This window comes from Acinetobacter sp. 70_2 (genome assembly GCF_056736115.1).
The window spans coordinates 695,010-718,276 of record NZ_JBWZIP010000015.1 but is presented as its reverse complement, the minus strand read 5'-3'; the positions used below and the strand labels follow the sequence as shown (position 1 = coordinate 718,276).

22 protein-coding genes are annotated in these 23,267 nt (G+C 36.7%); 10 read left to right on the top strand and 12 right to left on the bottom strand.

What is annotated here, in order from left to right:
- The first annotated feature begins 21 nt into the window (after nt 1–21).
- Nucleotides 22–2,256 (top strand): TonB-dependent receptor, encoded by a 2,235-nt coding sequence (locus AC1PJ9_RS12355; protein ID WP_311087414.1) that lies wholly within the window; start codon nt 22–24, stop codon nt 2,254–2,256.
- Between the two features lie 65 nt (nt 2,257–2,321).
- Here the strand turns inward: AC1PJ9_RS12355 and AC1PJ9_RS12350 are convergent, their stop codons facing one another.
- Entirely contained in the window at nt 2,322–2,876 is a 555-nt protein-coding gene (locus AC1PJ9_RS12350; RefSeq protein ID WP_200001940.1) for a TetR/AcrR family transcriptional regulator, read from the bottom strand.
- Nucleotides 2,877–3,522: 646 nt separating this feature from the next.
- Between AC1PJ9_RS12350 and AC1PJ9_RS12345 the strand changes: the two genes are divergently transcribed.
- A complete protein-coding gene (locus tag AC1PJ9_RS12345; protein ID WP_311087413.1) occupies nt 3,523–4,050 on the top strand; it encodes a hypothetical protein in 528 nt (175 codons plus the stop codon).
- Between the two features lie 32 nt (nt 4,051–4,082).
- Nucleotides 4,083–4,544, top strand: coding sequence for a hypothetical protein (locus AC1PJ9_RS12340; protein WP_200001942.1), 462 nt, complete (start codon nt 4,083–4,085; stop codon nt 4,542–4,544).
- Nucleotides 4,545–4,838: 294 nt separating this feature from the next.
- Here AC1PJ9_RS12340 and AC1PJ9_RS12335 read toward each other — a convergent pair whose 3' ends face one another.
- A complete protein-coding gene (locus AC1PJ9_RS12335; RefSeq protein ID WP_032011802.1) occupies nt 4,839–5,177 on the bottom strand; it encodes a hypothetical protein in 339 nt (112 codons plus the stop codon).
- Nucleotides 5,178–6,327: 1,150 nt separating this feature from the next.
- Here AC1PJ9_RS12335 and AC1PJ9_RS12330 point away from each other — a divergent pair.
- On the top strand, nt 6,328–7,158 hold the full coding sequence (locus AC1PJ9_RS12330) for a sugar phosphate isomerase/epimerase family protein (RefSeq protein ID WP_311087412.1): 831 nt from the start codon (nt 6,328–6,330) through the stop codon (nt 7,156–7,158).
- A 73-nt stretch (nt 7,159–7,231) separates the two neighbouring features.
- A complete protein-coding gene (locus AC1PJ9_RS12325) occupies nt 7,232–7,849 on the top strand; it encodes a LysE family translocator (RefSeq protein WP_009392922.1) in 618 nt (205 codons plus the stop codon).
- A gap of 80 nt (nt 7,850–7,929) precedes the next feature.
- Here AC1PJ9_RS12325 and AC1PJ9_RS12320 read toward each other — a convergent pair whose 3' ends face one another.
- Nucleotides 7,930–8,274 carry a hypothetical protein gene (locus AC1PJ9_RS12320; protein WP_263613979.1) on the bottom strand — a complete coding sequence of 115 codons (345 nt, stop codon included), beginning with the start codon at nt 8,272–8,274 and terminating at the stop codon, nt 7,930–7,932.
- Nucleotides 8,275–8,424: 150 nt separating this feature from the next.
- On the opposite strand from AC1PJ9_RS12320, the gene AC1PJ9_RS12315 reads away from it, so the two are divergent.
- Nucleotides 8,425–9,108, top strand: a complete 684-nt coding sequence (locus tag AC1PJ9_RS12315) for a heavy metal response regulator transcription factor (RefSeq protein ID WP_263613980.1) — start codon at nt 8,425–8,427, stop codon at nt 9,106–9,108.
- The gene (locus AC1PJ9_RS12310; RefSeq protein ID WP_311087411.1) at nt 9,098–10,477 is read left to right on the top strand and encodes a heavy metal sensor histidine kinase; all 1,380 of its coding nucleotides are present in this window, start codon (nt 9,098–9,100) and stop codon (nt 10,475–10,477) included. Before AC1PJ9_RS12315 ends, AC1PJ9_RS12310 begins: the two co-directional genes overlap by 11 nt.
- Nucleotides 10,478–10,535: 58 nt before the next feature.
- On the opposite strand, the gene AC1PJ9_RS12305 is transcribed toward AC1PJ9_RS12310, so the two are convergent.
- Complete coding sequence (locus AC1PJ9_RS12305; RefSeq protein WP_311087410.1) at nt 10,536–12,902, bottom strand: heavy metal translocating P-type ATPase; 2,367 nt, start codon at nt 12,900–12,902, stop codon at nt 10,536–10,538.
- A 267-nt stretch (nt 12,903–13,169) separates the two neighbouring features.
- On the opposite strand from AC1PJ9_RS12305, the gene AC1PJ9_RS12300 reads away from it, so the two are divergent.
- The 3 genes from AC1PJ9_RS12300 (at nt 13,170) to AC1PJ9_RS12290 (ending at nt 15,285) form a co-directional block, all read left to right on the top strand.
- The gene (locus AC1PJ9_RS12300) at nt 13,170–13,541 is read left to right on the top strand and encodes a copper resistance CopC family protein (protein WP_311087409.1); all 372 of its coding nucleotides are present in this window, start codon (nt 13,170–13,172) and stop codon (nt 13,539–13,541) included.
- Nucleotides 13,542–13,612: 71 nt separating this feature from the next.
- Nucleotides 13,613–14,494 (top strand): copper resistance D family protein, encoded by an 882-nt coding sequence (locus AC1PJ9_RS12295; RefSeq protein WP_311087408.1) that lies wholly within the window; start codon nt 13,613–13,615, stop codon nt 14,492–14,494.
- Nucleotides 14,495–14,799: 305 nt separating this feature from the next.
- Nucleotides 14,800–15,285 carry an Lrp/AsnC family transcriptional regulator gene (locus AC1PJ9_RS12290; RefSeq protein WP_031944247.1) on the top strand — a complete coding sequence of 162 codons (486 nt, stop codon included), beginning with the start codon at nt 14,800–14,802 and terminating at the stop codon, nt 15,283–15,285.
- A gap of 28 nt (nt 15,286–15,313) precedes the next feature.
- On the opposite strand, the gene AC1PJ9_RS12285 is transcribed toward AC1PJ9_RS12290, so the two are convergent.
- From AC1PJ9_RS12285 to AC1PJ9_RS12250, 8 genes are all read right to left on the bottom strand, one after another.
- Complete coding sequence (locus tag AC1PJ9_RS12285; RefSeq protein ID WP_311087407.1) at nt 15,314–15,871, bottom strand: chorismate mutase; 558 nt, start codon at nt 15,869–15,871, stop codon at nt 15,314–15,316.
- Nucleotides 15,872–15,949: 78 nt separating this feature from the next.
- Nucleotides 15,950–16,633, bottom strand: coding sequence for an SDR family NAD(P)-dependent oxidoreductase (locus AC1PJ9_RS12280; RefSeq protein ID WP_311087406.1), 684 nt, complete (start codon nt 16,631–16,633; stop codon nt 15,950–15,952).
- A 9-nt stretch (nt 16,634–16,642) separates the two neighbouring features.
- A complete protein-coding gene (locus tag AC1PJ9_RS12275) occupies nt 16,643–17,404 on the bottom strand; it encodes an SDR family NAD(P)-dependent oxidoreductase (protein WP_304399875.1) in 762 nt (253 codons plus the stop codon).
- Nucleotides 17,405–17,411: 7 nt separating this feature from the next.
- On the bottom strand, nt 17,412–18,098 hold the full coding sequence (locus AC1PJ9_RS12270; RefSeq protein ID WP_311087405.1) for a glutathione S-transferase: 687 nt from the start codon (nt 18,096–18,098) through the stop codon (nt 17,412–17,414).
- 231 nt (nt 18,099–18,329) lie between these two features.
- Entirely contained in the window at nt 18,330–19,352 is a 1,023-nt protein-coding gene (locus tag AC1PJ9_RS12265) for a Csu type fimbrial protein (protein ID WP_311087404.1), read from the bottom strand.
- Nucleotides 19,343–21,802, bottom strand: coding sequence for a fimbria/pilus outer membrane usher protein (locus AC1PJ9_RS12260; RefSeq protein ID WP_311087403.1), 2,460 nt, complete (start codon nt 21,800–21,802; stop codon nt 19,343–19,345). Before AC1PJ9_RS12260 ends, AC1PJ9_RS12265 begins: the two co-directional genes overlap by 10 nt.
- 9 nt (nt 21,803–21,811) lie before the next feature.
- Nucleotides 21,812–22,516, bottom strand: a complete 705-nt coding sequence (locus tag AC1PJ9_RS12255; protein WP_311087402.1) for a fimbrial biogenesis chaperone — start codon at nt 22,514–22,516, stop codon at nt 21,812–21,814.
- Nucleotides 22,517–22,591: 75 nt separating this feature from the next.
- Nucleotides 22,592–23,122, bottom strand: a complete 531-nt coding sequence (locus AC1PJ9_RS12250) for a Csu type fimbrial protein (protein ID WP_479762192.1) — start codon at nt 23,120–23,122, stop codon at nt 22,592–22,594.
- Between the last annotated feature and the right edge of the window lie 145 nt (nt 23,123–23,267).

The window sequence follows — 23,267 nt, the reverse complement described above, 5'->3', positions numbered from 1 at the left end:
AATCACTCTCAGGGCGAGACAATGGGAAATAAGAAAAGTAATAAGCTTTTAACGAGGAAATCTGAAGTTAAAAATATCATTCCACTTCTTTCACTTGGTGGAGCCATTATTCTTTCAAACTCAGCATTTGCAGCTTCAACTTCTGATACCACAGAAACAGAAAAAAAGCCTGAAGCCCTCCCTACTATTACAATTGCCGCTACACGTGCAGATGAACTTTCTACTTCTGCCAAGCAAGTCACCAAACTTGATGAAAAACAAATTGAGCTTTTAAAAAATGGTTCGTCTGGCAACATTGCGACAGTTTTAGCCAAAGCTGTACCGGGCCTATCGGACTCAAGCCGAACCATTACCGATTATGGTCAAACTTTACGTGGCCGTAATGCGCTTATTTTGGTGGATGGCGTTCCTATGAACCTTACACGTGATACAGCGAGAGGACTTTCAGCCATTGACCCTGAAAGTATTGCCAACATTGAAGTGATTCGTGGTAGTAACGCAATTTATGGTGGCGGCGCAGCGGGCGGTATTATTTCAATTACTACAAAAGCTGCGGGCGGTGAACCTACGGCTAAAACCGTCGTTGGACTTCAAACACCACTTACAAATCTGCGTTCTAATGCTTTAAGTGGCGATATTCACCAGTATTTTACGGGCAGTTTTAACGCTTTTGACTATGCACTCGACTTTGGTTACCAACGTATTGGTAGCCCTTACGATGCAAGTGGTGATCGTGTTGCACCCGAACCAAGTCAGGGCGACCTTTACGATTCAAATGGATATAGCATCGGCGGTAAGCTGGGTTATCACATTGATGACAACCAATATCTACAGTTTGCTGCAAATTATTATAATGCAGAGCAAGACTCAGACTATGCATCTGACCCAAGTGTAAAAAAAGCTCCAGCAGGAACTGTCCCAGCCAAAGCCATTAAAGGCTTAAAGCTCAAAGACCAAAATAAAAACGAAAACCAGATATACAATTTGACCTATAACCATAAAGACTTTTTTGGTAATAAGGTTGATGCTCAAATTTATTACCGCGACTTCTTTACCCGTTTTTCACCGTTTGATGCCCGTTCAAACGCGAACCGCGGAAAACAAGTCGACCAGATTTATCAAGAAAATAACGTACTCGGTAGCCGCTTAACCGTGACCACTCCCCTTGAGTTTTTAGGTGATACATCATTGGTTTGGGGTGGTGACTTTAGCCGTGAAAAAAGCGAAATGCCTTTAGATATTTTCGACCCTAATATTTATGACCAATCTGGCGGTTTAGAGTTTGTAAAAATCGGAAAACTGATTTATTTACCTGAGCTGACCACGCAAAGTGTCGGTGGTTTTGTGCAGTTAAAACACCGCTTTAATGACCAATGGTCAGCAGAAGCTGGTACACGCTATGAAGACAGCTATGCCCAAATTGATAGCTTTGTTCCATTATCACAATTAGGCAAAACCAATCCTTACACGGTTCCAGGCGGAAAAGTAAAAGCTGATGCATGGTTGTACAATGCTAATGTGACTTTCTCACCAAACGACCAGCACTCGATTTATGCATCGTTCAACCAAGGTTTTCAGTTACCTGATGTTGGTTTAATTATTCGTAATGCTGGTGAAGGTTTTAACCTTGGATCATCATTCTTAGAGCCTGTAAAAGTTGATAACTACGAACTCGGCTGGAAAGGTAACTTTAATAACTTCTCTTCAAGCTTAGCGGTATTCCACTCTACTTCTGACTTAGGTGCTGTGCAATCATTCAACAATGGTTTAGTACTGGCTCGAACGAAAGAGAAAGTTACTGGGGTTGAAGCAACGCTTGACTATCTTGATGATGCAAATGTATGGGGAACTGGCGGTAGTGTTACGTGGATGAAAGGCCGTGAAAAACCTCAAAACGGTTCTGAACAAGACATGACGGGCTTCCGTATTCCACCATTAAAACTAACAGGCTACATTTCTTATAGCCCAACTGAAACTTGGACAAATCGCCTACAAGCCACTTACTTTGGCTCAGAAGATTACCGTCTAAATGGTATAAATAGTTTTGGTCGCTACGATGTAAAATCTTATACCACAGCAGATTTAATCAGTAGCTTTGCGCTGAACAAGAAAGACACCATGACCATTGGTTTAGAAAACATGTTTAACCGCAAGTACTACCCACTTTATAGCCAATTACTAAGAACGAGCGATAACACTAGCCACTTACTAGCAAATGGTATAACGCTTAAAGTGACTTATAGTCATAAGTGGTAAGAACTTTGCTTAGTCCCTAATACAGTAAAAGCCCCGACCTCGGGGCTTTTATTATCTTGAGTATTTTATAAAAACATCGCTATAAAATATTTGAATTGCTTGTCTCTTTCATCTACATCAGTATGACTCTGCCTTTGAATAATAGCACCTTCAATCATCTGTAAAAATAGTTTAGCCTCATCATAAGAAGTATACGCTTTAAGCATTCTTAGCTGACTATAGATTTCATTGGTCAGCCACATTCTATATCTCACCGCAGTTTGATAAGCGTTTGGATAATTATTTTTAGTTTCAAAAATGGTTTTCAATAATAGGTAATACGGCCCTTCCAAGTCTGTATGTAAGTCATATAGTGTTTTGAGTTTGTCTCTCACGTTTGAGTCTTGGTCGTATTCCACCGTTGCAACAACTTTATCTTGTAGCCGTTGTTTTTGCACAAGTAGGCAAATTTCGATAAACCGCGCTTTGGACTGAAAGTAATGATAAAACGTCATTTTTGTAATTTCAGACTCTTTCACTATTCTGTCGACACCAACAAGGTGAAATCCGTGGTGATGAAATAAATGAATTGCCTGATTCACAACTTTTAAAGCACGTGTAGAAAGTACTAAAGGTGGCATATTTGTACCGTTTAAAATAATTTTTTGTTGTATGTAAAAGAGATAGAAATGCCGTCACTCTTAAATTGAGCGCTAAAAACAGGCATGCAAAAGCGACACAACAAAGGTGTGCTCGCCTATCTCGGGTTTATTGTTGCTATGATTTTTGAGTCGTAACGATTCTTAAGGTGCAGAAAACCTAGAGTCGATTAAACCGATTTATAGAATGTTTAAATGGTATGGACAGATAGACTTTGGCAAAGGCCAATAAATGAGAAGAAATAGTACGCATAGCGGACTCCTTTGGCTATAAAGAAGCTTCACCACATTACTGTCAAATAATGGTGGTGAAACGAGAGAAGGTTGACAGACTGATAGCCAAAAGATCAGCACACCCGAAGGTGTCCCCCTCCCGTTCCACCGCAGAGGGGGCACGCAGGGATGCCCACAAAAAAGAGAGACTTTTTCGTGTGCGTTGGCTATCCGACCTGTCAAAGTCGACTGGCAATGTAGGCCAGCAGGCAAAGGATAATCGGAGAGATTTGGGGTGTCAATGTGATATTGGCTAGAAAATGGATAAATAATTTTTTGTTTTTCATTAGATTAGATTCGTTAATCTATTGAATAGAATATATTATATTTGCTTAACGCACATTAACTTATAAATATGAATACTATCTCAGCTACTCTTTTATATGAACACCCAATTGAGGGTTGCATTAAAGATGCAAATGGCAATTTAAAACCTTTCCCTATTCTTGCAATTGATAATGTTCCATTAAATATATGGATGCATCAAAATGCGCGCGTTATTGACGACATGAATGATTTAGTTCCAGCCCAAGGTTGGTTATATGATCATGATAGTGAGTTAGCATTAAGTAATGCATGGAAACTTCTTAAGCCAGAAGCTTATGAAAATGTATCTATTTCAACAGTGGTTCCAATCTTAATTTGCCCTGATGATTTAGATCTAGTGTGCAATGTGGTTATGGCTGAACAAGTTGTTTCAGAAGATCAAGTCGTATGGGCTCGTTTTGGTTACGCATTTAAGCATATTCACGATGTTGTGACATCCATAGTTTGGGAAATCTCACCTTCTGCTCCGCGGTTAAGTTTTTCGTTGAGCGAATTTGAAAAAGCATATAATGATTTAAAAGAATTAGACAAAAAATGGAGTGAAGGTTTTATCTAGTTTTTTAAATATTAAGAAAGAGTTGGAGATAGATGAAAGAGTTAGGTAAAAAAGAATTTTTCTTTTCAATAGAAAAATATGAACCGAAGAATGATCTCTTTTTATTAGTTGTTAATATTAATGGTACTTCTTTTAGCAATTATGAGACCCCTATAAATCTTACAGTTTTAATTAATGACTTAAACTTACTGCTATATACTAACCAACGAGAAATAGACTATCTCCAAGTAGATAATGTTAAAGAAAACATTGAGTTAATTAAAAAGTTAATAAATTTAGAGTATTTAGAATTAGAAAATAATATCTATGATTTTCAAAATAGTACTGTAAGGAACGTCCATGAGGTATTCTTCTTTTTTAAAGTACCAAATCATCCATTCTATGGATCTCCTTCACTCATAAAAGCTGGTGAAGGTTATGTGGAAACTATTCCTATACAAACTGTTAAGTTTGCATTAAATGAGTTAATTAAATATCAAAATTCAATTTTATAAATCATGATGACAGAACAGAGGCAGGTTGACAGACCAATCATCTAGAACTGGCACGCACGAAGCGTCCCACCTCCATTCTACCGCAGAGAATAATAAGAGAAATTTTAAGTGTCAATGTGATATTGGCTAGAAATAAATCATTAAAAGTTTTAGTAAAACGATTTATTAATCCATTACATTGTCTTTTATTTTTTGAGATTTAAAATTATCAGTAATATTTAAAGATACACCGATAAAATGAATCATAAAATCCATTTTATCGGCTTGCCTACAGAGGCTTTTTAAGATTCCATTTTATTTTCTAATATAGTTTGGAAACTCTTTTAAAACCGTGCTACATAATTGACCTTTCATATCTTCACGTTTGCGTGCTTCAAATTGGTCCATACCTAATCTCATAACTTCTTTACCATACTTTTCACCTAGTTCATGTTTGGTACATTTGTCAGATTCATGAACTAATTCTTGTGAAGTATAGTGATAATTACAATCAAGTTGAGCACGGCTTAAAAAACCATGTAGTTGTACTGTTCTCTCGCAAGTTGTTCGCTGTATATAAGTTTTAGGCTCTTGAGCAGCATAAACTGATGTACCTACCAATAAAGTGAAAGCTGTTACTAAAAAATTACGCATTATTTCCCCGATAAAATTATTAAAAGTATAAGTGGCAATGTTGCAGGTGTATTAAATAATAATTGTTTATAAGTGTCTATTAATAATAAGAAAGTTAGATAAATCATCTTATCTTTTGAATATTTCATCACCTTATTAAAATTATGGAATTAAGTTTAATAAATGGGATTGATCTTAATCAAATAGATGACATTAGATTTGTTTTATGCCCGTCTTTAAACATTAGTAAAGAATGTGCTCTTATTATTTTCAATAAAACGGATTGATAGCAACTTTGAAGTTTCCATGTTCTAGACTAAAGAAACAAACCTTTGAATATAAAAAAAGCTCTTTAAGTAACAAGAGCTTTTTTATCATTTCAACAATTTTACTGATTATCGATACTTTTTATTACCACTTGGTGTAATACAGTAAGTCCCTCCACGAGGCCCAACACAATTATTTGATCCACTACAAGGACACTCGGAAGAACTATTACTAGAAGAGCTACTACTAGAACCCCCATAGCTACTTCGTCCGTGGGATAATTTACTTTTTGAAGAGTAATGATGACTACTAGATGAGTAACTATGGCTACTAAATGATCTTCCTCCGCCACGACCTCCCCGCGCCTCGGCCTGAGTTAAAAATATTATCTGTAATAAAACTAATATAGATAAGAAAATAATTCTCATATTGCCCCCTAAAAAATAAAAACTCACATTAATTTATGGCCAAATTTTAAACTACAGTTTAATAATTCAACTTTGGTAGATCATATAATATTTGGTTTTATGAATACAATTTAAACTAACAGATAACTTAAAATTCTATCAGTTCATTAATTATACAAATAATTTTTTGTAACCTAATGCCACTTATAAAGAATTATTTTAAATCCCAAATATGATAATTAATGACAAATTATATTAAAATATACAATATTTTTAATATAATTTAGTATGGCTAAAGAATAATTAAAAGGAAAAAATCCAAATCTTTTGATCATTTGTGCAATATACGGCTCTGTCCATATAGAGATTTATATGCCTTATAAAAATTCGACTTTAGTCTGATGTTTTTATAGCAGAATAAAAATAAGATGGCGGCTGGGTAGACAGTGAATAAATAATTATACCCAGAATATCTTTAATAAATCAGGAACATAACAATGACTTCGCCTTTAATGAATAATTATCTTAACTTTGCATCTGGAATTGCACATCAGCAGTATTTACCAGCCGAAGAAGGGATTGTTAAGGCATATAATGATGGTTGTACTCACTGGTATGTAGATGGAAGTCTGCATGGAGAAATGGTTCCAGATTGGTCTTCTGAACGGATTGAAAATCTAAATAACTTAATAAAAAAATATAATGTTCAACCTATTTTTCACGGTAATTTTAAAGCCCCATTAGGTAGCGATGTAGATTATTTACGTGAAGCTGCTGTGGCATATGTTAAACAGGAGATTGATATTGCCGCAAAGATTGGTGCTCCTTTAGTGATTCATGGCGGCGGTATTGTTGAACCTAAAAAAATTGTCCTTGCGAAACAAAAAGCTCTAGATAACTATATTTTGTCTATTAAAGAACTCGCTGAATATGCGGCTGAAAAATCAGTCGATATTTATTTAGAGAATTTATCAAACTATAAACACTATCGTCCGTTCCATTATGTCTTTACCCATATGGAAGAGTACGATTATGTTTTCAACAAAATTGATCATAAAAATGTCTATTTCTTTTTAGATGCAGGCCATGCAAATGTGGGTGAAGGTGACCCTATTGCTGTTGTAGAAAAATACCATCAAAAAATTAAGGGTATTTCTTTTAGCAATAACAATGGTGAGCAAGATCAACACTTTAGTATTGGCCGCGGTACTGTAAATTATTCTGATTTTATCGAGACCATTAATCGAAATAATTGGAAAGGTCTTGTTGCCTTTGAGGTAAGAGATAAAAGTACTTTCGATTCAGTTAAAGAATTGGCAAGCGCATAAAATTAAAAGCCTTCTGAGGAACATCAGAAGGCTTTTTAAATATAAATAATTCATTTTTAAAAGGATATATTAAGTGAGTGGTTTACTAGTTTTCATAACAATTGCCTTTCTTACATTATCAAGCCCAGGACCTGGTGTCTTATTTACAGTGACAAACTCAATAAATTACGGTGTCCGTACCGCATTATTTGGCATTATTGGCTTAATTATTGGTATGTTTGTTATTGCAGTCATTTCGGCTAGTGGCGTTGGTTTAATTATTACTAGTAATCCCACTATTTTTACTGTTTTAAAATTTATAGGTGCATTCTATTTAATGTACTTAGGCTATAAGAACTTTGTAAAAACATCCCCTTCTCAAGACTTATTAGATACCGAAACAAGTGAAAAAACGGTTAGAAAGTCCAAATTATTTTATCAAGGTTTATTCGCTTCTCTTCTAAACCCTAAAACTATTGTTTTCTTTATTGCTCTTTTTCCACAATTTATTGATATAAAAGAAAAAATAATAAATCAATTTTTAGTATTATCTTTAACCTTTTGCCTTATCGGATTCTTAATCCATCTGGTCTATGCTAATTTTTCCTCAATCTTTAAAGAAAAAATGCTATCTGGAAATAACTTTGCCAGATTAAATAAAATCAGTGGTTGTATATTTTTCATTCTCGCTGTTTTATTAATTGTTCAATAAGTAATTGTTCGATTTGTCATTGTATTAGATCCGAAAAGAGCACTCCGTAAACAGTGCTCTTTTTCTCATCTGTCTATTTTTTATTTATCCGACATATTCATCATTTTAGAATGATCCATATCACCCATTTCTGAGTGATCCATATTCATCATCTGTGAATGATCCATTTCACTCATTTTAGAGTGATCCATTTGAGACATATCTGCCATATTGCCATGCTCATGCTGCGTATGGTCTTGCTGCATTTTTCCATCATTCTTCATGCCACAAGGTTTTGTGCATTTTTCTTGTGCTTTAGAATTTGGCTTGATTTCCGCATTCGCAGCCGTTGTTTGTTTTGCATCTGCTGCCCAAGACTGGGTTCCAGTGATTAAAGCACCAACACACATAAGCGTTGTTAAAGTACGGTGAAATAGAGTTTTCATTTTTAGATCCAAAAATTAACTTTATCTAAATACCCTATAGGCTTCCAACGGACATCTAAGTGACCTGAAAATGACATTTTTGTAATCTACACCGAATCATGTCTTTATAACGTTATTATGTTCTAAATGAATAATATGAGATTTTTATAAATGAGAATCTTATTGGTTGAAGATGAAATAAAAACAGGTGATTACCTTAAACAAGGTTTATCTGAAGCTGGATATATTACCGATTGGGTGACTGATGGATTATCAGGTAAACATCAAGCGCTTGTAGAAGAATATGACTTGATTATTCTGGATGTGATGTTACCGAAGTTAGATGGTTGGAGCATCATTAACGATATCCGAAAAAGCGGCAAAACTATGCCCATTCTTTTTCTTTCAGCACGTGATCAAATTGAAGACCGAGTGAAAGGTCTAGAATTAGGTGCCGATGACTATTTAGTAAAACCTTTTGCTTTCGCTGAGCTACTAGCCCGTGTAAAAAGCCTACTCCGTCGGGGCCAACAAAAAGAAGACAGCAATATTATTGCTATTGCTGATCTTGAGCTTGATTTACGTAAACGTCGTGTCACTCGAGCGGGTCAACGTATTGACCTAACGGCGAAAGAGTTTGCATTAATGGAATTATTCATGCGTAGACGTGGAGAAATCTTACCTCGTGCTCTTATTGCTTCTCAAATATGGGACATGAACTTTGATAGTGATACCAATGTGGTTGAAGTCGCGATCAAACGCTTAAGAAATAAAATTGATAGTAACTTCACCCCTAAATTAATTCAGAACATACGTGGAATGGGTTATGTTCTAGAGGTCGAAGATGAAGCATAAAGTGTTTAATGCAATTAGCTTTCGCATTGCAATTATCTTTTTGCTATCTACTGTAGTGATCTTAATGATTATGGGATTAGTCATTCATCAACTAGTCATGCATCATTTCGAAACACAGGACCGCACCCAGTTAGAAGGTAAAATTCAGCTTATACAAAATATTCTTGAGCAAAATCCAAACAATTCCGAAGAGTTAAATCTCTATTTAAAAGATGCATTAGTGGGTCATCATGATCTAATCGTTCAAATTGAGCGTCCAACCGGACAAATTATTTTTAGCTCGGCCCCTGCAATTATTAACGCCCAATCTCTCATTAAATCTAAATATAATCCTTGGATTGAATGGAAAATAGAAAATAAAACTTATCGTGGATTAATTTATAACAAAGCTTCTGATCAAAATAATAATATTTCATCAGCTCAAATTATTGTGGGAATTGATACATCGGAGCACATTCATTTCTTAAATGAGTTTAGGCGTCAGCTCTTATATATCGGCGTTATCGGTACATTTTGTTTAATGCTCTTAGGGTGGTTTGCTGCTTGGCGTGGACTCCGTCCAGTTCAAAAAATGGCAAAGGTTGCAGAAGGTATTTCAGCTCAGCATCTCTCCGAGCGTTTAGAAGTCGACAATACACCAACTGAACTAAAATCATTAGCTATTGCATTCAACGATATGTTAGACCGGCTAGAAACAACGGTAGGTAAACTCTCGGATTTTTCATCTGATCTTGCGCATGAAATGAGAACACCTATTAACAACTTAATGACTCAAACTCAGGTTTGTTTATCGCGTACCCGAGATATCACCACCTATCAGGAAATTCTATTTTCAAATTTAGAAGAGTTTGAACGTTTAGCCCGAATGGTGTCTGATATGCTTTTTCTTGCAAAAGCAGAACATGGCTTACATAGAGCAAACTTACAGCGAGTGAATTTAGTCAAAGAAGTCTCAGCATTATTTGATTTTTATGATGCGATTGCTGCAGAAAAAGGCATGTCCCTAGAACAGATTGGTCAAGGTTACGTCGAGGGCGATCCTTCAATGTTGCGTCGTGCACTTAGCAATCTGTTATCCAATGCAATCAAATATGGTAAATCAGATTCGATCATCGAAATTAATTGCCAACAGAATAATGATTCGACTGTATTAACAATTGAAAATGAAAGCTCACCCCTATCACAAGAACAACTCACTCGATTATTTGATCGTTTTTATCGTACAGATGCTTCGAGACAGCGTGTTGAAGAAGGCACAGGTTTAGGACTAGCAATAACCAAATCAATCCTTGATGTACATGGCGCTATAATTCAAGCCAACTATGACGATGGGCGCATTATTTTTAAAATTCTCTTTAAAAATTTATAGTGAAAAATATATGACTACTCATTTTTAGTTGCTCAACTTAATGAGTAGTCGGAAACAACTAGTTTTGACTACGTAACCTTAAAGCGTTACCAATTACTGATGCTGAACTTAAACTCATAGCCAAAGCTGCAATCATTGGGGAAAGCAACCAGCCAGTAAATGGATATAAAATACCCGCAGCCAAAGGAATACCTAAAGCATTATAAAGAAATGCGAACATGAGATTTTGCTTCATATTTTTAATGGTTGCCTCTGATAGCGAACGAGCAGTCTCGATACCTCGTAAATCACCTTTTACTAAAGTAACTTGGGCGCTATTCATTGCAACGTCTGTGCCAGTTCCCATCGCAATTCCGATATCTGCTTGAGCTAGCGCTGGAGCATCATTAATTCCGTCACCCGCCATTGCAACCACTCTTCCTTCTTTTTGCAATTTATGCACAAGTTGCAGTTTATCTGCGGGTTTGACTTCCCCATAAACTTCATCAATTCCTAAGCGACTACCAACTGATTTAGCTGTTGTTAAGCCATCCCCTGTAGCCATTACGATTCTTAGACCTGAATTTTTTAATGAAAGAACAGCCTCAGGTGTACTTATTTTGATTGGATCTGAAACAGCCAATAATCCTTTTAGTTGTCCATCAACAGCTAAATACATAACACTCGCACCTTCTGATCTTAATTCTTCAGCTTGAGGTATAAATGAATCAACGGATATCCCCAGTTGTTCCATTAATGCGGTATTACCTAAAGATAATTGTTGTCCATTTAACTCGCCCTTAACACCAATGCCAGAGCCTGACTCAAAAGATGTCGGTTTGGTCAGTGCAAGATTTCTTTCACGGGCAGCCCGCACAATTGCATCTGCTAAAGGATGTTCACTACCTTGATCTAAACTGGCAGCTAATCGAAGAACTTCATTTTCTTCATACCCTGAAACAGCAATAGCCTTATCAAAGGATGGTTTACCTTCTGTTAAAGTACCTGTTTTATCAATAATTAAAGTATCAACTTTTCTTAAATTTTCTATTGCAGCGGCATCCCGAAAAAGTACGCCATTTGAAGCACCACGCCCTGTTGCCACCATAATCGACATAGGTGTAGCTAACCCTAACGCACATGGGCAAGCAATAATTAAAACAGCGACCGCATTGATTAACCCATAGACCCAACTTGGTTCTGGTCCAAATATCCCCCAACCGAAAAAAGTAAGAATAGAAATACCAATGACAACCAAAACAAACCATCCTGCCACTTGGTCTGCCATTCTTTGCATGGGTGCTTTTGAACGTTGAGCTTGAGACACCATTTGAACTATTTGGGAAAGTACAGTTAAAGATCCAACCTTTTCTGAACGCATCACTAATGAACCATTCATGTTGATTGTTGCACCTATCACTTGGTCACCTACTCGTTTTGTAACTGGAACGGGTTCTCCTGTTAACATCGACTCATCAATAGAACTTGAACCTTCGGTAATAACTCCATCAACTGGTACCTTCTCACCTGGCCTTACTCGAAGTAAATCTCCAACATGTACATGGGAAAGTGGAATATCTTCTTCTTGTCCATCTTCATTAATTTTTCTTGCAGTCTTGGGAGCCAGCCCAAGTAAAGATTTAATTGCTGCCGAGGTCTGTGACCGAGCTTTTAACTCAAGCACTTGGCCTAATAAAGTCAGTGAGATAATGGCGGCTGTAGCTTCAAAATATACAGCGACACGCCCCATAGAAACAAAAGAATCTGGAAATACTTGTGGAGTCAAAGTCCCAACGAGACTGTATATAAATGCTGCCCCCGTTCCGATTCCAATTAAAGTCCACATATTAGGACTACGATTTAAAATTGATTGCCAACATCTAACAAAAAACGGCCAGCCTGCCCAAAAAACAATAGGTAAAGTAAGTACGAGTTCAATCCAACTCTGTACCCGCATTTCAAACCAATTCAGCTGATGACCAAACATCGCCAAAAATACTACAATCAGGGTCAACGGTAAGGTGTACCAAAATCTTCTTTTAAAATCCTTGAGCTCAGGATTTTCATCTGCTTCATCTAAGTTTGGAAGTAAAGGTTCTAATGTCATACCGCAAATAGGACAATTTCCTGGGTGATTCTGTCGAATTTCAGGATGCATTGGACAAGTGTAAATTGTAGAAGTATTCGCATTTGCTAACTGATTAACTTCAATTGAATTTATATTATTTATGTTTTGAGATTCTTTTGCTGTACTCGTTTTTTCCAGTTTATTCATATAAAAAGTAGGATCATTTTTAAATTTTAAGTGGCATTTTTCACTGCAAAAGTAAAAAGTTCTATGATGAAATTTTTCGGAAAATTTACTTTCTTCTGTTACCTTCATACCGCAGACGGGGTCTATATGGGTATTGTTGCCATTTTTGTCTTCATGATGATGATGGTCCATAAAAAACCTCCTTCATGTTTAATTTTAAAGTAGCGAATGCATTAATTTTTCTTACTTGTTTATTTAATAATCACCATCTTGTTTAAAGTAAGTGTAGCACTTGTATGTTTTCAAATTTAAAAATGACAAAAATGTAATTTTGGAGTCATCAGGACGTTTCCCTCTTTCTTTAATAATAGGCACACAAAGAGGGTGAACAATAAAGCAAGTCGCTTATTTTAATCCGATCATCACTTAATCAAATATTAGTTTTACGAGGATGAAAATATGAAGCTTTTCCACAACAAAATGACATTTCTCCGCAATATTCTAGTAGCAACAACAATTGTTGCAGCGAGTTCAAGTGTATTTGCACATGTGAAACTTGAAAGTGCAACACCCGCTATTAATGCTTCTGTAGCTAGCCAACCAACAAGTATTAGGCTTAATTTCGGCGGTGAAGTGATGTTGATGAATGTTAAATTGCTCGATGCCCAACGTCGAGATATCCCTTTAAATTACCAAGTAAGTCATGATTTAAAAAAATCATTTGAAGTCGCGGTACCAAAACTTAAAAAAGGCAAATATACAGTAGTGTGGACTACGATGGGCACTGATGGCCACAACATGAATGGTGAATATAGTTTCACGATTAAGTAATTAGAATAAAAATAATTTTTTAATAAGCAATATGTTGGTTATTAGCTGGCATATTGTATAGGGAGAAAAATATGGTTCCTGAAACTTGGATATATGCCACATGGCTTGTTAAAGTCTTTTTATATTTAGGAACCGCATTTGTTATTGGTGGAGCTTTCTGCTACTTCCTACTTGGGGGTTATATCGTAATTAAGAAAGCTATACTCAGATACGTTACCATTGGTTCATTCATAGGCTTTCTTTCAAGCATTTTAAGCTTTTTCATTCTTATAGGAAGTTTTTCGAATACTGGCTTTTTAGGTATGTGGGATAGTAACTATATAAATATCCTGATAAATACCTCGACTGGTCATGCTCATGTCATTCGATCAACAAGTTTCCTATTTCTATTCTTGTTTATGCTTCTAAAATTAAGTAGTGGGGTTAGCCAGATTACTAAAATTGAAGGGTCAATTTTTTCCGCACTACTCATACCAATTGTTTTCAGTTTTTCTCAATTAGGTCATGTCACAAATTTATCTTTATTTGCTCAGATTTTACTTTCAATACATGTATTAGCAATGTCTTTATGGATGGGATCGCTCTATCCTTTATGGAAAACAAGCAGAATAATTAAGGGCCTATCGTTAAAAAAAAGCATGCATCTATTTGGAAAAATTGCAGCCTTTATTGTGGGAATCTTACTTGCCTGCGGTGTCAGTATTGCCCTGCTATTACTTAAAGATCTCGATACACTATTTAATACCTCTTATGGGCACGGATTTATCATGAAAATAATTTTTGTTCTATATATTTTCTTACTAGCTGCCTTTAATAAATGGTATTTCACCCCTCGTTTAGACCATCAAAGATATGTAAACCAGTTGGGTTACGCCATTTTATTTGAAATGTCATTGGGTCTAGCCATACTTTTAACAACAGGCTACATCACAACTGTTGTTGGTATTGAATAAAAAAGAAATATAAATTTAGAAAGTGAGTATTAAGAAATAGTTTTGCCAAATTAAATAAGTAAACGTTCAATTTTGGTAAGAGTAATAGTTCTTATTAGATCCGCAAAGAGCACTGTTTAGTCACCCTTACTGAAACAGTGCTCTTTGCTTCATCACAACTCCTATCCAGTAGAGTTCGATGCATAGAAATAGTGTATGGCTGTCGACCTCAAAATGTTTACTGTATTTTCAGTTTTTTTAAATGATCTCAGCATAAAAATCACGTATATTAAAAATTAACAGAAGAATCTTCTTTGGTTTATATTTTGAACAGCACAGAATACACACTAGATCGCATAGATCGGAAAATATTATCTGCCCTTCGTGGAAATGGGCGCTTAACGGTTGCGCAGCTCGCCGAAGAAGTTGGGCTTTCATCTTCACCCTGCTGGACTCGACTCAAGCGTTTAGAAAGCCTAAAAATTATTGAAGGTTATACGGTAAACGTAAACCCAAAAGCGATTGGCATTCACGAGTTGTTCTTTATTGAAATTACGCTAGAACGCCACGATGACGAAATGCTAGAAAACTTTAGTGAAGCTTTGGCAGACATTCCCGAAGTAGTCGAGGCGCATTTGGTTACGGGCGATTATGATTACTTGGTAAAAGTGGCCGTAAAAGATGCCGAACATTACGAACGCTTTTTACGTAAAAAGCTCTATTCGATTAAAGGTATTCGGCATACGCGTTCAACCTTTGCCCTACGACCACTTAAATCTGCCAACACTGCCGACTTAATGTTGATTGAATAATTGAGTTATATAAGCCGCTTTAGGTGCTTCATTGTTTTAATTTGATTTTATTCAATGTTACACATAAAGCCTTTTTATCGGCTTCTTTAAGTTGAGGGTGCTGAACTGGCCACATATAGCTACAACCGTGCGGCGCCTTGTTATTATTTTTCTTGAGTTCATAGGCAATATTTTTTAGAAGCTCCGTATTTAAAGAACTAATTTTTAAACGCACTTCGCTTAAGTCCTGAGGCTTCCAGTTGGTTTCAGGGCTAGATAACCAGTCCGCTCTATATCGGTATTGAATAGCTTTCGCTACATTCATTTGTGTCACTATAAATGGCTTTACTGTTTCACTGTTCAGTCCAAAAGATTCGGCCTCAGAAAGTGATTGGTCGAGTACTTTCTTTTCTTGAGCTAAATCTTCAATCGGTAAATGCTGCTCTGCTTTATAGCCTGCGACATCTTTCATATAAGATAAGCGCTCATTAACTAAACGCGCTGTTTGATCATATTGATATGCTTGTGCCAGTGAAGAAAAGCACATCAAAGCTGCTACTGTAGTCGCTACCTTAACCGTTTGTTGAGCATTCTTAATATTTAACATTTGAGTACCTATCGAAATTATTGTTGTGCTGTCATTCCAAAGCAGTACTCTATTTTAAGAACACACGAAAGTAAAATCTCACGATACGCTGAGCTCTTGACTCCATGCAGAATCAGATTGGTGATAGATGTGCTGGCACATTTGTTTAATAGATGAAATAAAGTGCGGGTTTTGTCCATCCCATTTTTCTACCATGCAATACGTGACATGTATGCCTTTGGGCTGAAATTCTCTTGCCAACGACTGCGATAACGCTCGAATACTCGCAAACATACTTTGGCTTAATACATCGAGGTGAGTCGAATGATGAGATGGTGCTCCAAGAAAAATAACTGTACCCCGCTGCTGCTTTAACATGGGTTTAAGTACGAACTGCGACACGCTCACAGCACTTAAACCTGTGGTCTGCCAACTGTGTTCAATTTCTTCTAAAGATAAAGCTTCAATATTTGGTGCAGATGAAAAATTTGGCTGAAACACGCATAACTCAATGGTATGACGATGCTCTGTTATATATTTCAGCAGACTTTTTAAATGTTTAGTTTTTACCAAGTTTAAGCGCACACTCGTTATGCCATCATTTACGTAACTTACTTGTATGTTCCGAACAGTAGAATCATGCACAACTTGATAAACATGTAATGGAGCTTGATGGTTTTTATCCAAAATTACAAAATCATGGTCGAGTAGTTCTATATCATGACCAGCAACCACTACACAGCCCTGCTTTTTTTGAAACTTCTGAAATATTGTTTTTAGCATATTCGTCTCTCAAAATTTTTCTTGGTATGGGCGTAAATCTAACTCATGTGTCCAGAGCTCAGGGCTTTGCAGGTAAAGCATCCAATAGTTTTCTGCTATTGCATCAAGATTAAGTCCACCCGTTCCACGTGTAAGACGTGCTAAACGACCTAGACCAAATAAAGCTTTATTAATTCTGTCACCATTTACCATTCCATCAATAATGACATGAGCAATATGAATGCCTTGTGTTTTATATATTTGAGCTAGATTTAATGCATAAGCTCGCAACGCAGATTTACCCATCGTAAAAGCAGCAAAAAAGGGTTTTCCGCGCAAAGAGGCACTCGCTCCCGTAAAAATAAGCGTACCGTGATTTTGTTCTTTAAAAATTTTTAGGCAGCTTTGAGAAACCAAATAAGCCGATAAAAATGTGGATTGCCACATATCATTAAAAAACGATAGTGGGCTGCGTAAAAAAATTGAGGGAATATTTCCCCCAACATTATGAATAACAGCAGTAATACGTTCGTTTTGACTAGTAACGGTGTCAAATAGGGCCTGTACTTGATGTATATCTTCGGCATCCAAACGAAATGCGGTAGCTTCACCACCCTTTGCATGGATTTCGGCCGCGACTGCTTCAATTTTCTGGAAAGTTCGCCCAGCAACATAAACTTTTAATCCTTCTCTTGCAAAACGATGACAAACGGCTGCCCCAATTCCCTGTGAAGCCCCGACACCAATAACAACTGCACAATCTCGTGTTTTATCTGGTGTTACTAATGACATAGTCGTTTCACCCTGTTTGTTTTTTATACCATAAAGCAATAAACGGACGATTCAAAATTTCTTTACTAAACTTTTTACTTGTTCGAACGACTTCACCAAGTTGAGCAACCACGGCAATGTCTGCAATCGTCTGGTGATCTCCAACCAACCATTCGCTTTGTGATAAAACCTGCTCAATACGGTCTAGGTGTTTAATAAACTCTGCTTCAATATCCTCGGCTTTCATTCGGCCCAAGCCCTGAAAGAAAAGCTGTGTTTTTAATTCGGCTAAAATAAAAGCTTTCACCATTGGCTTTTCATATGCTGGCCGACCAATGCTACTAATACGGATGGCTTCCTCTAAAGCTTCTGAATCATTTACCCTTAAATACACTTCATAAAAATAAAGAGACTCATCTGCCCAGTCTTCCCATAGTTCGGCAAGTGCTTTTTGATTTGGATCTGCGGGATAAAGTCGCGGTGTATCTGGATAGGCTTCGTCTAAATAGCGAGCAATACGAGTACTGTCTTGTATACGCTGTCCTTTATGGTCAATCACAGGTACTTTGCCCACTTTACTTAGCAAAGGAACTTTGGCACCAAGAATACCGTTATAGTTTACTGTATCAAATGAGATTCCCTTAAATTTCAAAGCTCTTGCAACTTTTTGACAAAATGGAGAAATTTCCCACTGGTGCAAAATAATATCCGACATTGGTTCATCCTTTATTTTAATTGCTTGTTTTTACATAGTAGTTCTTTTTTGGAACTAACCAACAAATATACAGAATACCTTTTTAAGTCAAACCATTTTTGATGACGGTCGAGTTTCTAAAACTAAGAATTATTTGATTTTTATTATTTATATTTTTAGCAATTTCTAACCAATACAATTTGAATTATAAGAAGCTCTGCCATAAAAGAGCTTCCTATATAGATTTGAAAATTAATAAGTCACTGTAACAACAACACTATCAGAGTAGCTACCGGGTCTACTTGCAATCGTAGTACCTTGCGGAATTTTTCCATAAACTGTAGTGGTTTGAGCATTACCTGTTCCAGTGCCAGATACTCCTCCCGTTCCCCCAACGCTATTCACGCCACCTGTAGCATCCCACACCGAACTATAAGCAGCATCTTTGTATAACTGATAGGGAATAAACTCATTATTACTATTAGCCATACGCCTGAACCCTCCGCTTATACGGTTATTGCCATCCCCTAAATAAATCGAATATGGCGTTCCAGAGTTACATGTCGTATTTACAGCACCTTGAGTCGTGTAGTCACGCTTAGTAATACCAATATCATTAATATTGCCAAAATCGACATTTGAGGTTGAGTTTAATTGGCAAAGCGTCGGTACCACAAAGTTCGCTGTTAACGTTACATTTCCAGAGTCCCAGCTGAGTAAATCACCTAAACATAACACCGCTAGAAGATCCATATCCCAAAAGAGTTGAACCGTAGTTGTATAAGTTCCTTGAGGATATGCAATAAGCGACCCTGTTCGCGCTGGTACTTTCACATTTACCGAGTAACTAAGAATATTATTTGAAGCGACAGTTACCACTGGACCATACCAGACATTAGAGGTTTGGTTGGTGGTAGAAGAACCGGCTCCACCAACAGTTGCAGTGACTGTATACGGTAACGATACGCTATTATTTGTAGTGGTTGCTCCTGTAAATACTGTCTTCATACACATAAACGGAGAGATTTGAGGTATTAGTCCTCCATTCGTGCAAGTAATTGTTCCTGAAAAGTTTACAGTTGCATCACTATTAATATTTGCTGCCGTGTAAGTAAATGTATTATTAGTCGTTCCAGCTACCGTACAGGCAGCATGCGTTGGACTCAAAAACGCATAAACGAGATAAAGTAAGCAAATGCCTATAAAGTATTTTAAAGATAAGGAAATTTTTTTATAGCTCTCTATTTGAGCCTTATTCATAATATTTAATGACATATATAAGGTCCCAATTTCTTAGTTGAGTACTGATTACTGTTATAAGTGAAGTCAACTTGGCATGAACCATGATCGAGAAGGTCTATTTCAAGTTTGTTTTGTTTTAATAAGTTGGGAACGAATACTTCACCATCGTAGCCCACTATTGCATCTTGCTGCCCATTAATTCGAACGCTATAACCCGACTTTAACGGTGAGTTGTTTTTATCAACGACTTTTACTAAGCCTGAAACGACCTGATGTGCACCAAAGTCAACTAAGGTTCCTTGGCGGTAACCTACTACTGTTTTTTGATCTGTAGATTTAACATTCCAATTTAAAGGTAAATAAGATGGATCTAAATAAATATGGTTCTCTCTATAGGGCATGAGACTAGGAATGAGGAATCTTCCAGACTTATCAGTTGTTCCTAGATTTATTCCACCATTGATAATCTGGCTTTGCGGTCCGGCATTGGTAACAACAGCATAACCATCTCCAATTTCATTGGCCGCAAAGACGCGTCCTGCTGCCGCAACAAGTGATCCTGTCGCTGAAACTGCAACTTGGTCATTGTCTCCAATTCGGTTATAGCGGCCTGTCAGGTACGCAGCTCGGGCGCGATAAGAGCCATAGATCGATGCATTGTTAGTATGTGCATCCTGATCTCGCTCAACATATCCGCCCCATCCAAATGAATCAATTTGTGGTTCTGATAGAACAAATACTTCTTGTCGATAAGTCAATCTGCCACTATCACTAGATACGCTAGAAATAGCATTCACTCTGGTAGATGGCGTATAGCGCAGTGCAAAGTAAATGCCATAGTCCTTATGGTTTTCATAGTCTTTATAAGCTGAACTATAAAAGCCCCAGTTCTTGTTCAGACTTCCGCTTAAGTTAGCAGATAGCAACTTATACGAGTTATCACTATATTTAATTTGGTTGTAGCCGACATAAACGCTATAGCCCGCATAAAAGTTATAGTTAATCCCTGCCCTAATAATCTCATCTGCCAGTGCACTGTAGCTCAAATAATTTTGTGGCTCAGAAGTAATCTGGTTTTCTTTTAAATATCGAATTTGAGACACACGGGCCAAGTCAAAATAGTTATCAAATACTTTGCGGTAACTGGTATTAAACGAAATATTCTTGCTAATACGCCCTTCTAAACCAAACAAGGCAGAATAGCCGTTCTCATCCTTATACTGGCTTGCTGCAATGTCAGCATTAATCACTCCAACACCAAAAACATTCTTGGCAAAGCCTGTTCCCAAGTTGGAAAGACCATCTGTGGAAGCTTCTGCACCACCGCTTAAAGTCAGTGAGTTGCTGTAGCCGTATCGAATCGCACCCGACGCAAAGGTGGCATCATCATAATCGTTTGAGTACAGTCCGTAGTTATAACGCGGAACCCCAATATCCACTGAAAACTCATTGATGCCTTTTGCCAGAATCTTCGATGAAAAGTAATAAGGTTTTTTGGTAATGCTTTGCTGACCTGTGGCATCGGTGGTCACCAGCGTGACTTCATTTCCTGAAATAAACGGCAGCTGCTTAATGTCAAATGGGCCTGAAGGAACAAGGCCTGAATAAATCTTTTGTTGGTTAACGTATAAGTCTAGTGTTGAAGGTAACGCCGCCGAACCAGAAAATTGTGGTAATGCCGAAGTAACAATATCACCACGCTGGGTATAGGCACTCGACCATTGCAAACCAGCCAGACGCACACTACTCCCCCAGTCAGAGCTATTGGAAATAAAGTCACCTAGGGTATATATTCTGACTTTTTCAGGGTCTACATATTGCCATTTACTTTCCAGTCGTACCCATTTTTCATGGCTATAACTATTTTCATTACTACCGTTGTATAAAACACCTGATGAAAAATTACCGATGCCGCTATTAAAAATACCTTCAGCCGAACCAGAGAAAATACTCTCATCATTGGTTATGGTGTGATACAGGCTGTAATTCAGGAGTGCAGCATTTAAGGGTTTCATTTTTAGCAGACTGGAGCTAGTGGTCTGTTGACCAGTTAAATCAACTGAGTAACCCATTAACATGTTTGACGGAACTTGTAAGTTCAGAGACTGCTCATTTTCTAAGTACTTAAACTGGATTCCTTTAAGTTCGTTAAGACACACCCATTGGCTGTCAGAGATATGTTCATCCATTTTCACTCTTAGTGTTTTTAAGTCACCAGAACGAATATATAACTTTCCATCTTTAGATTGTTTTACGGAAAACAAATCTTCAGAGGTATTTGAATTAGTAGAAATATTTAAAAATAGCTGAGTGAAATCATGTTCTTGCTGCTGTCCATTCGTCTTTTCATGCATATATTTATTATTACTTCCTATAGACTTAGGAACACTAGGAACTGCAGTATTTGTATGATCTAGTAACTGTTCAGCAAAAGAATACGTTGGAAAATACGCAACACATAAGACACCTATAATATATTTCATATAAGCCTCTTAAAGTGTGGTTTTCTTACCATTAACTGTCAGAGAAATGCTGTATTTATGATTGGGCTGATATGTAAAATTATTAACTGAATAGCTTCGTGCTTGGTTTGCAAGAATGTAGCCATTCACGGTATTTACTTTAATCGAATAACTCTTATTTTCGGTGCTATCTACAAGCGTTAAGTCATTTAAAAGTGCATGTCGGTTGCCAATATTTCTAATATTTAAAAAAGCTTCCTTTTGATGAGTATCAATTTTCCAATTCAGTTGAGTAATCGCATCTTTATTGACTACAAATACAGGTAATGACGAACGAAGTAATACATTTACACCTTGAGAAGCTTTACGGCTATCAACTGGTTTTGGTAATTCGTCAATAATAATACGATAAGTTTTTTCACCAGAAATTGGTTCCGGATTAATTCGGATTACCCGTAAATTATAAGACTCGCTAGGTTTTAGCTTTAAAAAAGGTGGGCTAATAGTGATTTCATCTGTAGGTGTTAATTGATCTTGTCCATTATTTTGAGTCCATTCAAATATACGTGCCTGTAAATCAGCACTTTCATTTGACTGATTATATAGACTAATTGAAGAAGCTTTTTGATGACTTAAAATTTCTACACTTACCGGTGAAAGGCGGATTGTGGCGGCGTGAATAGTGCTAGATAAAGATAAGAATAATCCCGTAATAATAAAAATATTTTTTTTCATGTTTTACTCAAATATATATCTTTTTAATATATTAGCCCTTTCAAAAGGGCTAACAGCTTTTCTAATTTATACAACTTAATAAGTTACCGTTATTGTTACCGTATCAACATAACTACCCGCACTCGGCAGTGCTGAGCCAGCAGGAAGACGACCATATACATTCACTGTTTGTACTGCACCACTACCTGTTCCGCTATAAGCGGTTGTTGCTATACCAATTGCAGTGGCACGTCCTGTATCCGAATACAGGTTATAAGGAATATATTCATTACTTGCTGCCCCACCAATCATGCGTCGTTGGGTTGATAAAACATTTTGACCACCATCAAACGACAAAGTCCATGGCACAGTATTGTTACAAAGAACTTTAATTGAAGTACCACCTGTAGTTGAGGTATCTGCATCAACATTAGTAGTGAGAGAACTCAAAGTACCAAAGTCCAAAACCGCATTCGTTGTAGTACCTGTTGCAGAGGTATTAAGGACACAACTATTTGTTACTGTCGCCTTAACAGTTAATGTCCCCGTCGCTGTAGCGGCATTTGCTGCGTTCAGGGAAAATAACCCTACAGCTATTGCCGATAAATAAAAAAAAGTCTTTTTCATGGCCAAAACCTTTTAAATTAAATTGTCGAATTAATAGATATAAAAAAATTAACTCTTATTCTTACAATCATTTTTTATTTGACTGCTCTTTTAAAGCTTATTTTTTATCCTATTTTAAATATCATACATAAAAATAATTAAAATG

Coding starts and splice junctions, on each gene's coding strand:
- AC1PJ9_RS12355 (WP_311087414.1), top strand. CDS start 22: ATGGGAAATAAGAAAAGTAATAAGCTTTTAACGAGGAAATCTGAAGTT.
- AC1PJ9_RS12350 (WP_200001940.1), bottom strand. CDS start 2,876: ATGCCACCTTTAGTACTTTCTACACGTGCTTTAAAAGTTGTGAATCAG.
- AC1PJ9_RS12345 (WP_311087413.1), top strand. CDS start 3,523: ATGAATACTATCTCAGCTACTCTTTTATATGAACACCCAATTGAGGGT.
- AC1PJ9_RS12340 (WP_200001942.1), top strand. CDS start 4,083: ATGAAAGAGTTAGGTAAAAAAGAATTTTTCTTTTCAATAGAAAAATAT.
- AC1PJ9_RS12335 (WP_032011802.1), bottom strand. CDS start 5,177: ATGCGTAATTTTTTAGTAACAGCTTTCACTTTATTGGTAGGTACATCA.
- AC1PJ9_RS12330 (WP_311087412.1), top strand. CDS start 6,328: ATGACTTCGCCTTTAATGAATAATTATCTTAACTTTGCATCTGGAATT.
- AC1PJ9_RS12320 (WP_263613979.1), bottom strand. CDS start 8,274: ATGAAAACTCTATTTCACCGTACTTTAACAACGCTTATGTGTGTTGGT.
- AC1PJ9_RS12315 (WP_263613980.1), top strand. CDS start 8,425: ATGAGAATCTTATTGGTTGAAGATGAAATAAAAACAGGTGATTACCTT.
- AC1PJ9_RS12310 (WP_311087411.1), top strand. CDS start 9,098: ATGAAGCATAAAGTGTTTAATGCAATTAGCTTTCGCATTGCAATTATC.
- AC1PJ9_RS12305 (WP_311087410.1), bottom strand. CDS start 12,902: ATGGACCATCATCATCATGAAGACAAAAATGGCAACAATACCCATATA.
- AC1PJ9_RS12300 (WP_311087409.1), top strand. CDS start 13,170: ATGAAGCTTTTCCACAACAAAATGACATTTCTCCGCAATATTCTAGTA.
- AC1PJ9_RS12295 (WP_311087408.1), top strand. CDS start 13,613: ATGGTTCCTGAAACTTGGATATATGCCACATGGCTTGTTAAAGTCTTT.
- AC1PJ9_RS12285 (WP_311087407.1), bottom strand. CDS start 15,871: ATGTTAAATATTAAGAATGCTCAACAAACGGTTAAGGTAGCGACTACA.
- AC1PJ9_RS12280 (WP_311087406.1), bottom strand. CDS start 16,633: ATGCTAAAAACAATATTTCAGAAGTTTCAAAAAAAGCAGGGCTGTGTA.
- AC1PJ9_RS12275 (WP_304399875.1), bottom strand. CDS start 17,404: ATGTCATTAGTAACACCAGATAAAACACGAGATTGTGCAGTTGTTATT.
- AC1PJ9_RS12270 (WP_311087405.1), bottom strand. CDS start 18,098: ATGTCGGATATTATTTTGCACCAGTGGGAAATTTCTCCATTTTGTCAA.
- AC1PJ9_RS12265 (WP_311087404.1), bottom strand. CDS start 19,352: ATGTCATTAAATATTATGAATAAGGCTCAAATAGAGAGCTATAAAAAA.
- AC1PJ9_RS12260 (WP_311087403.1), bottom strand. CDS start 21,802: ATGAAATATATTATAGGTGTCTTATGTGTTGCGTATTTTCCAACGTAT.
- AC1PJ9_RS12255 (WP_311087402.1), bottom strand. CDS start 22,516: ATGAAAAAAAATATTTTTATTATTACGGGATTATTCTTATCTTTATCT.
- AC1PJ9_RS12250 (WP_479762192.1), bottom strand. CDS start 23,122: ATGAAAAAGACTTTTTTTTATTTATCGGCAATAGCTGTAGGGTTATTT.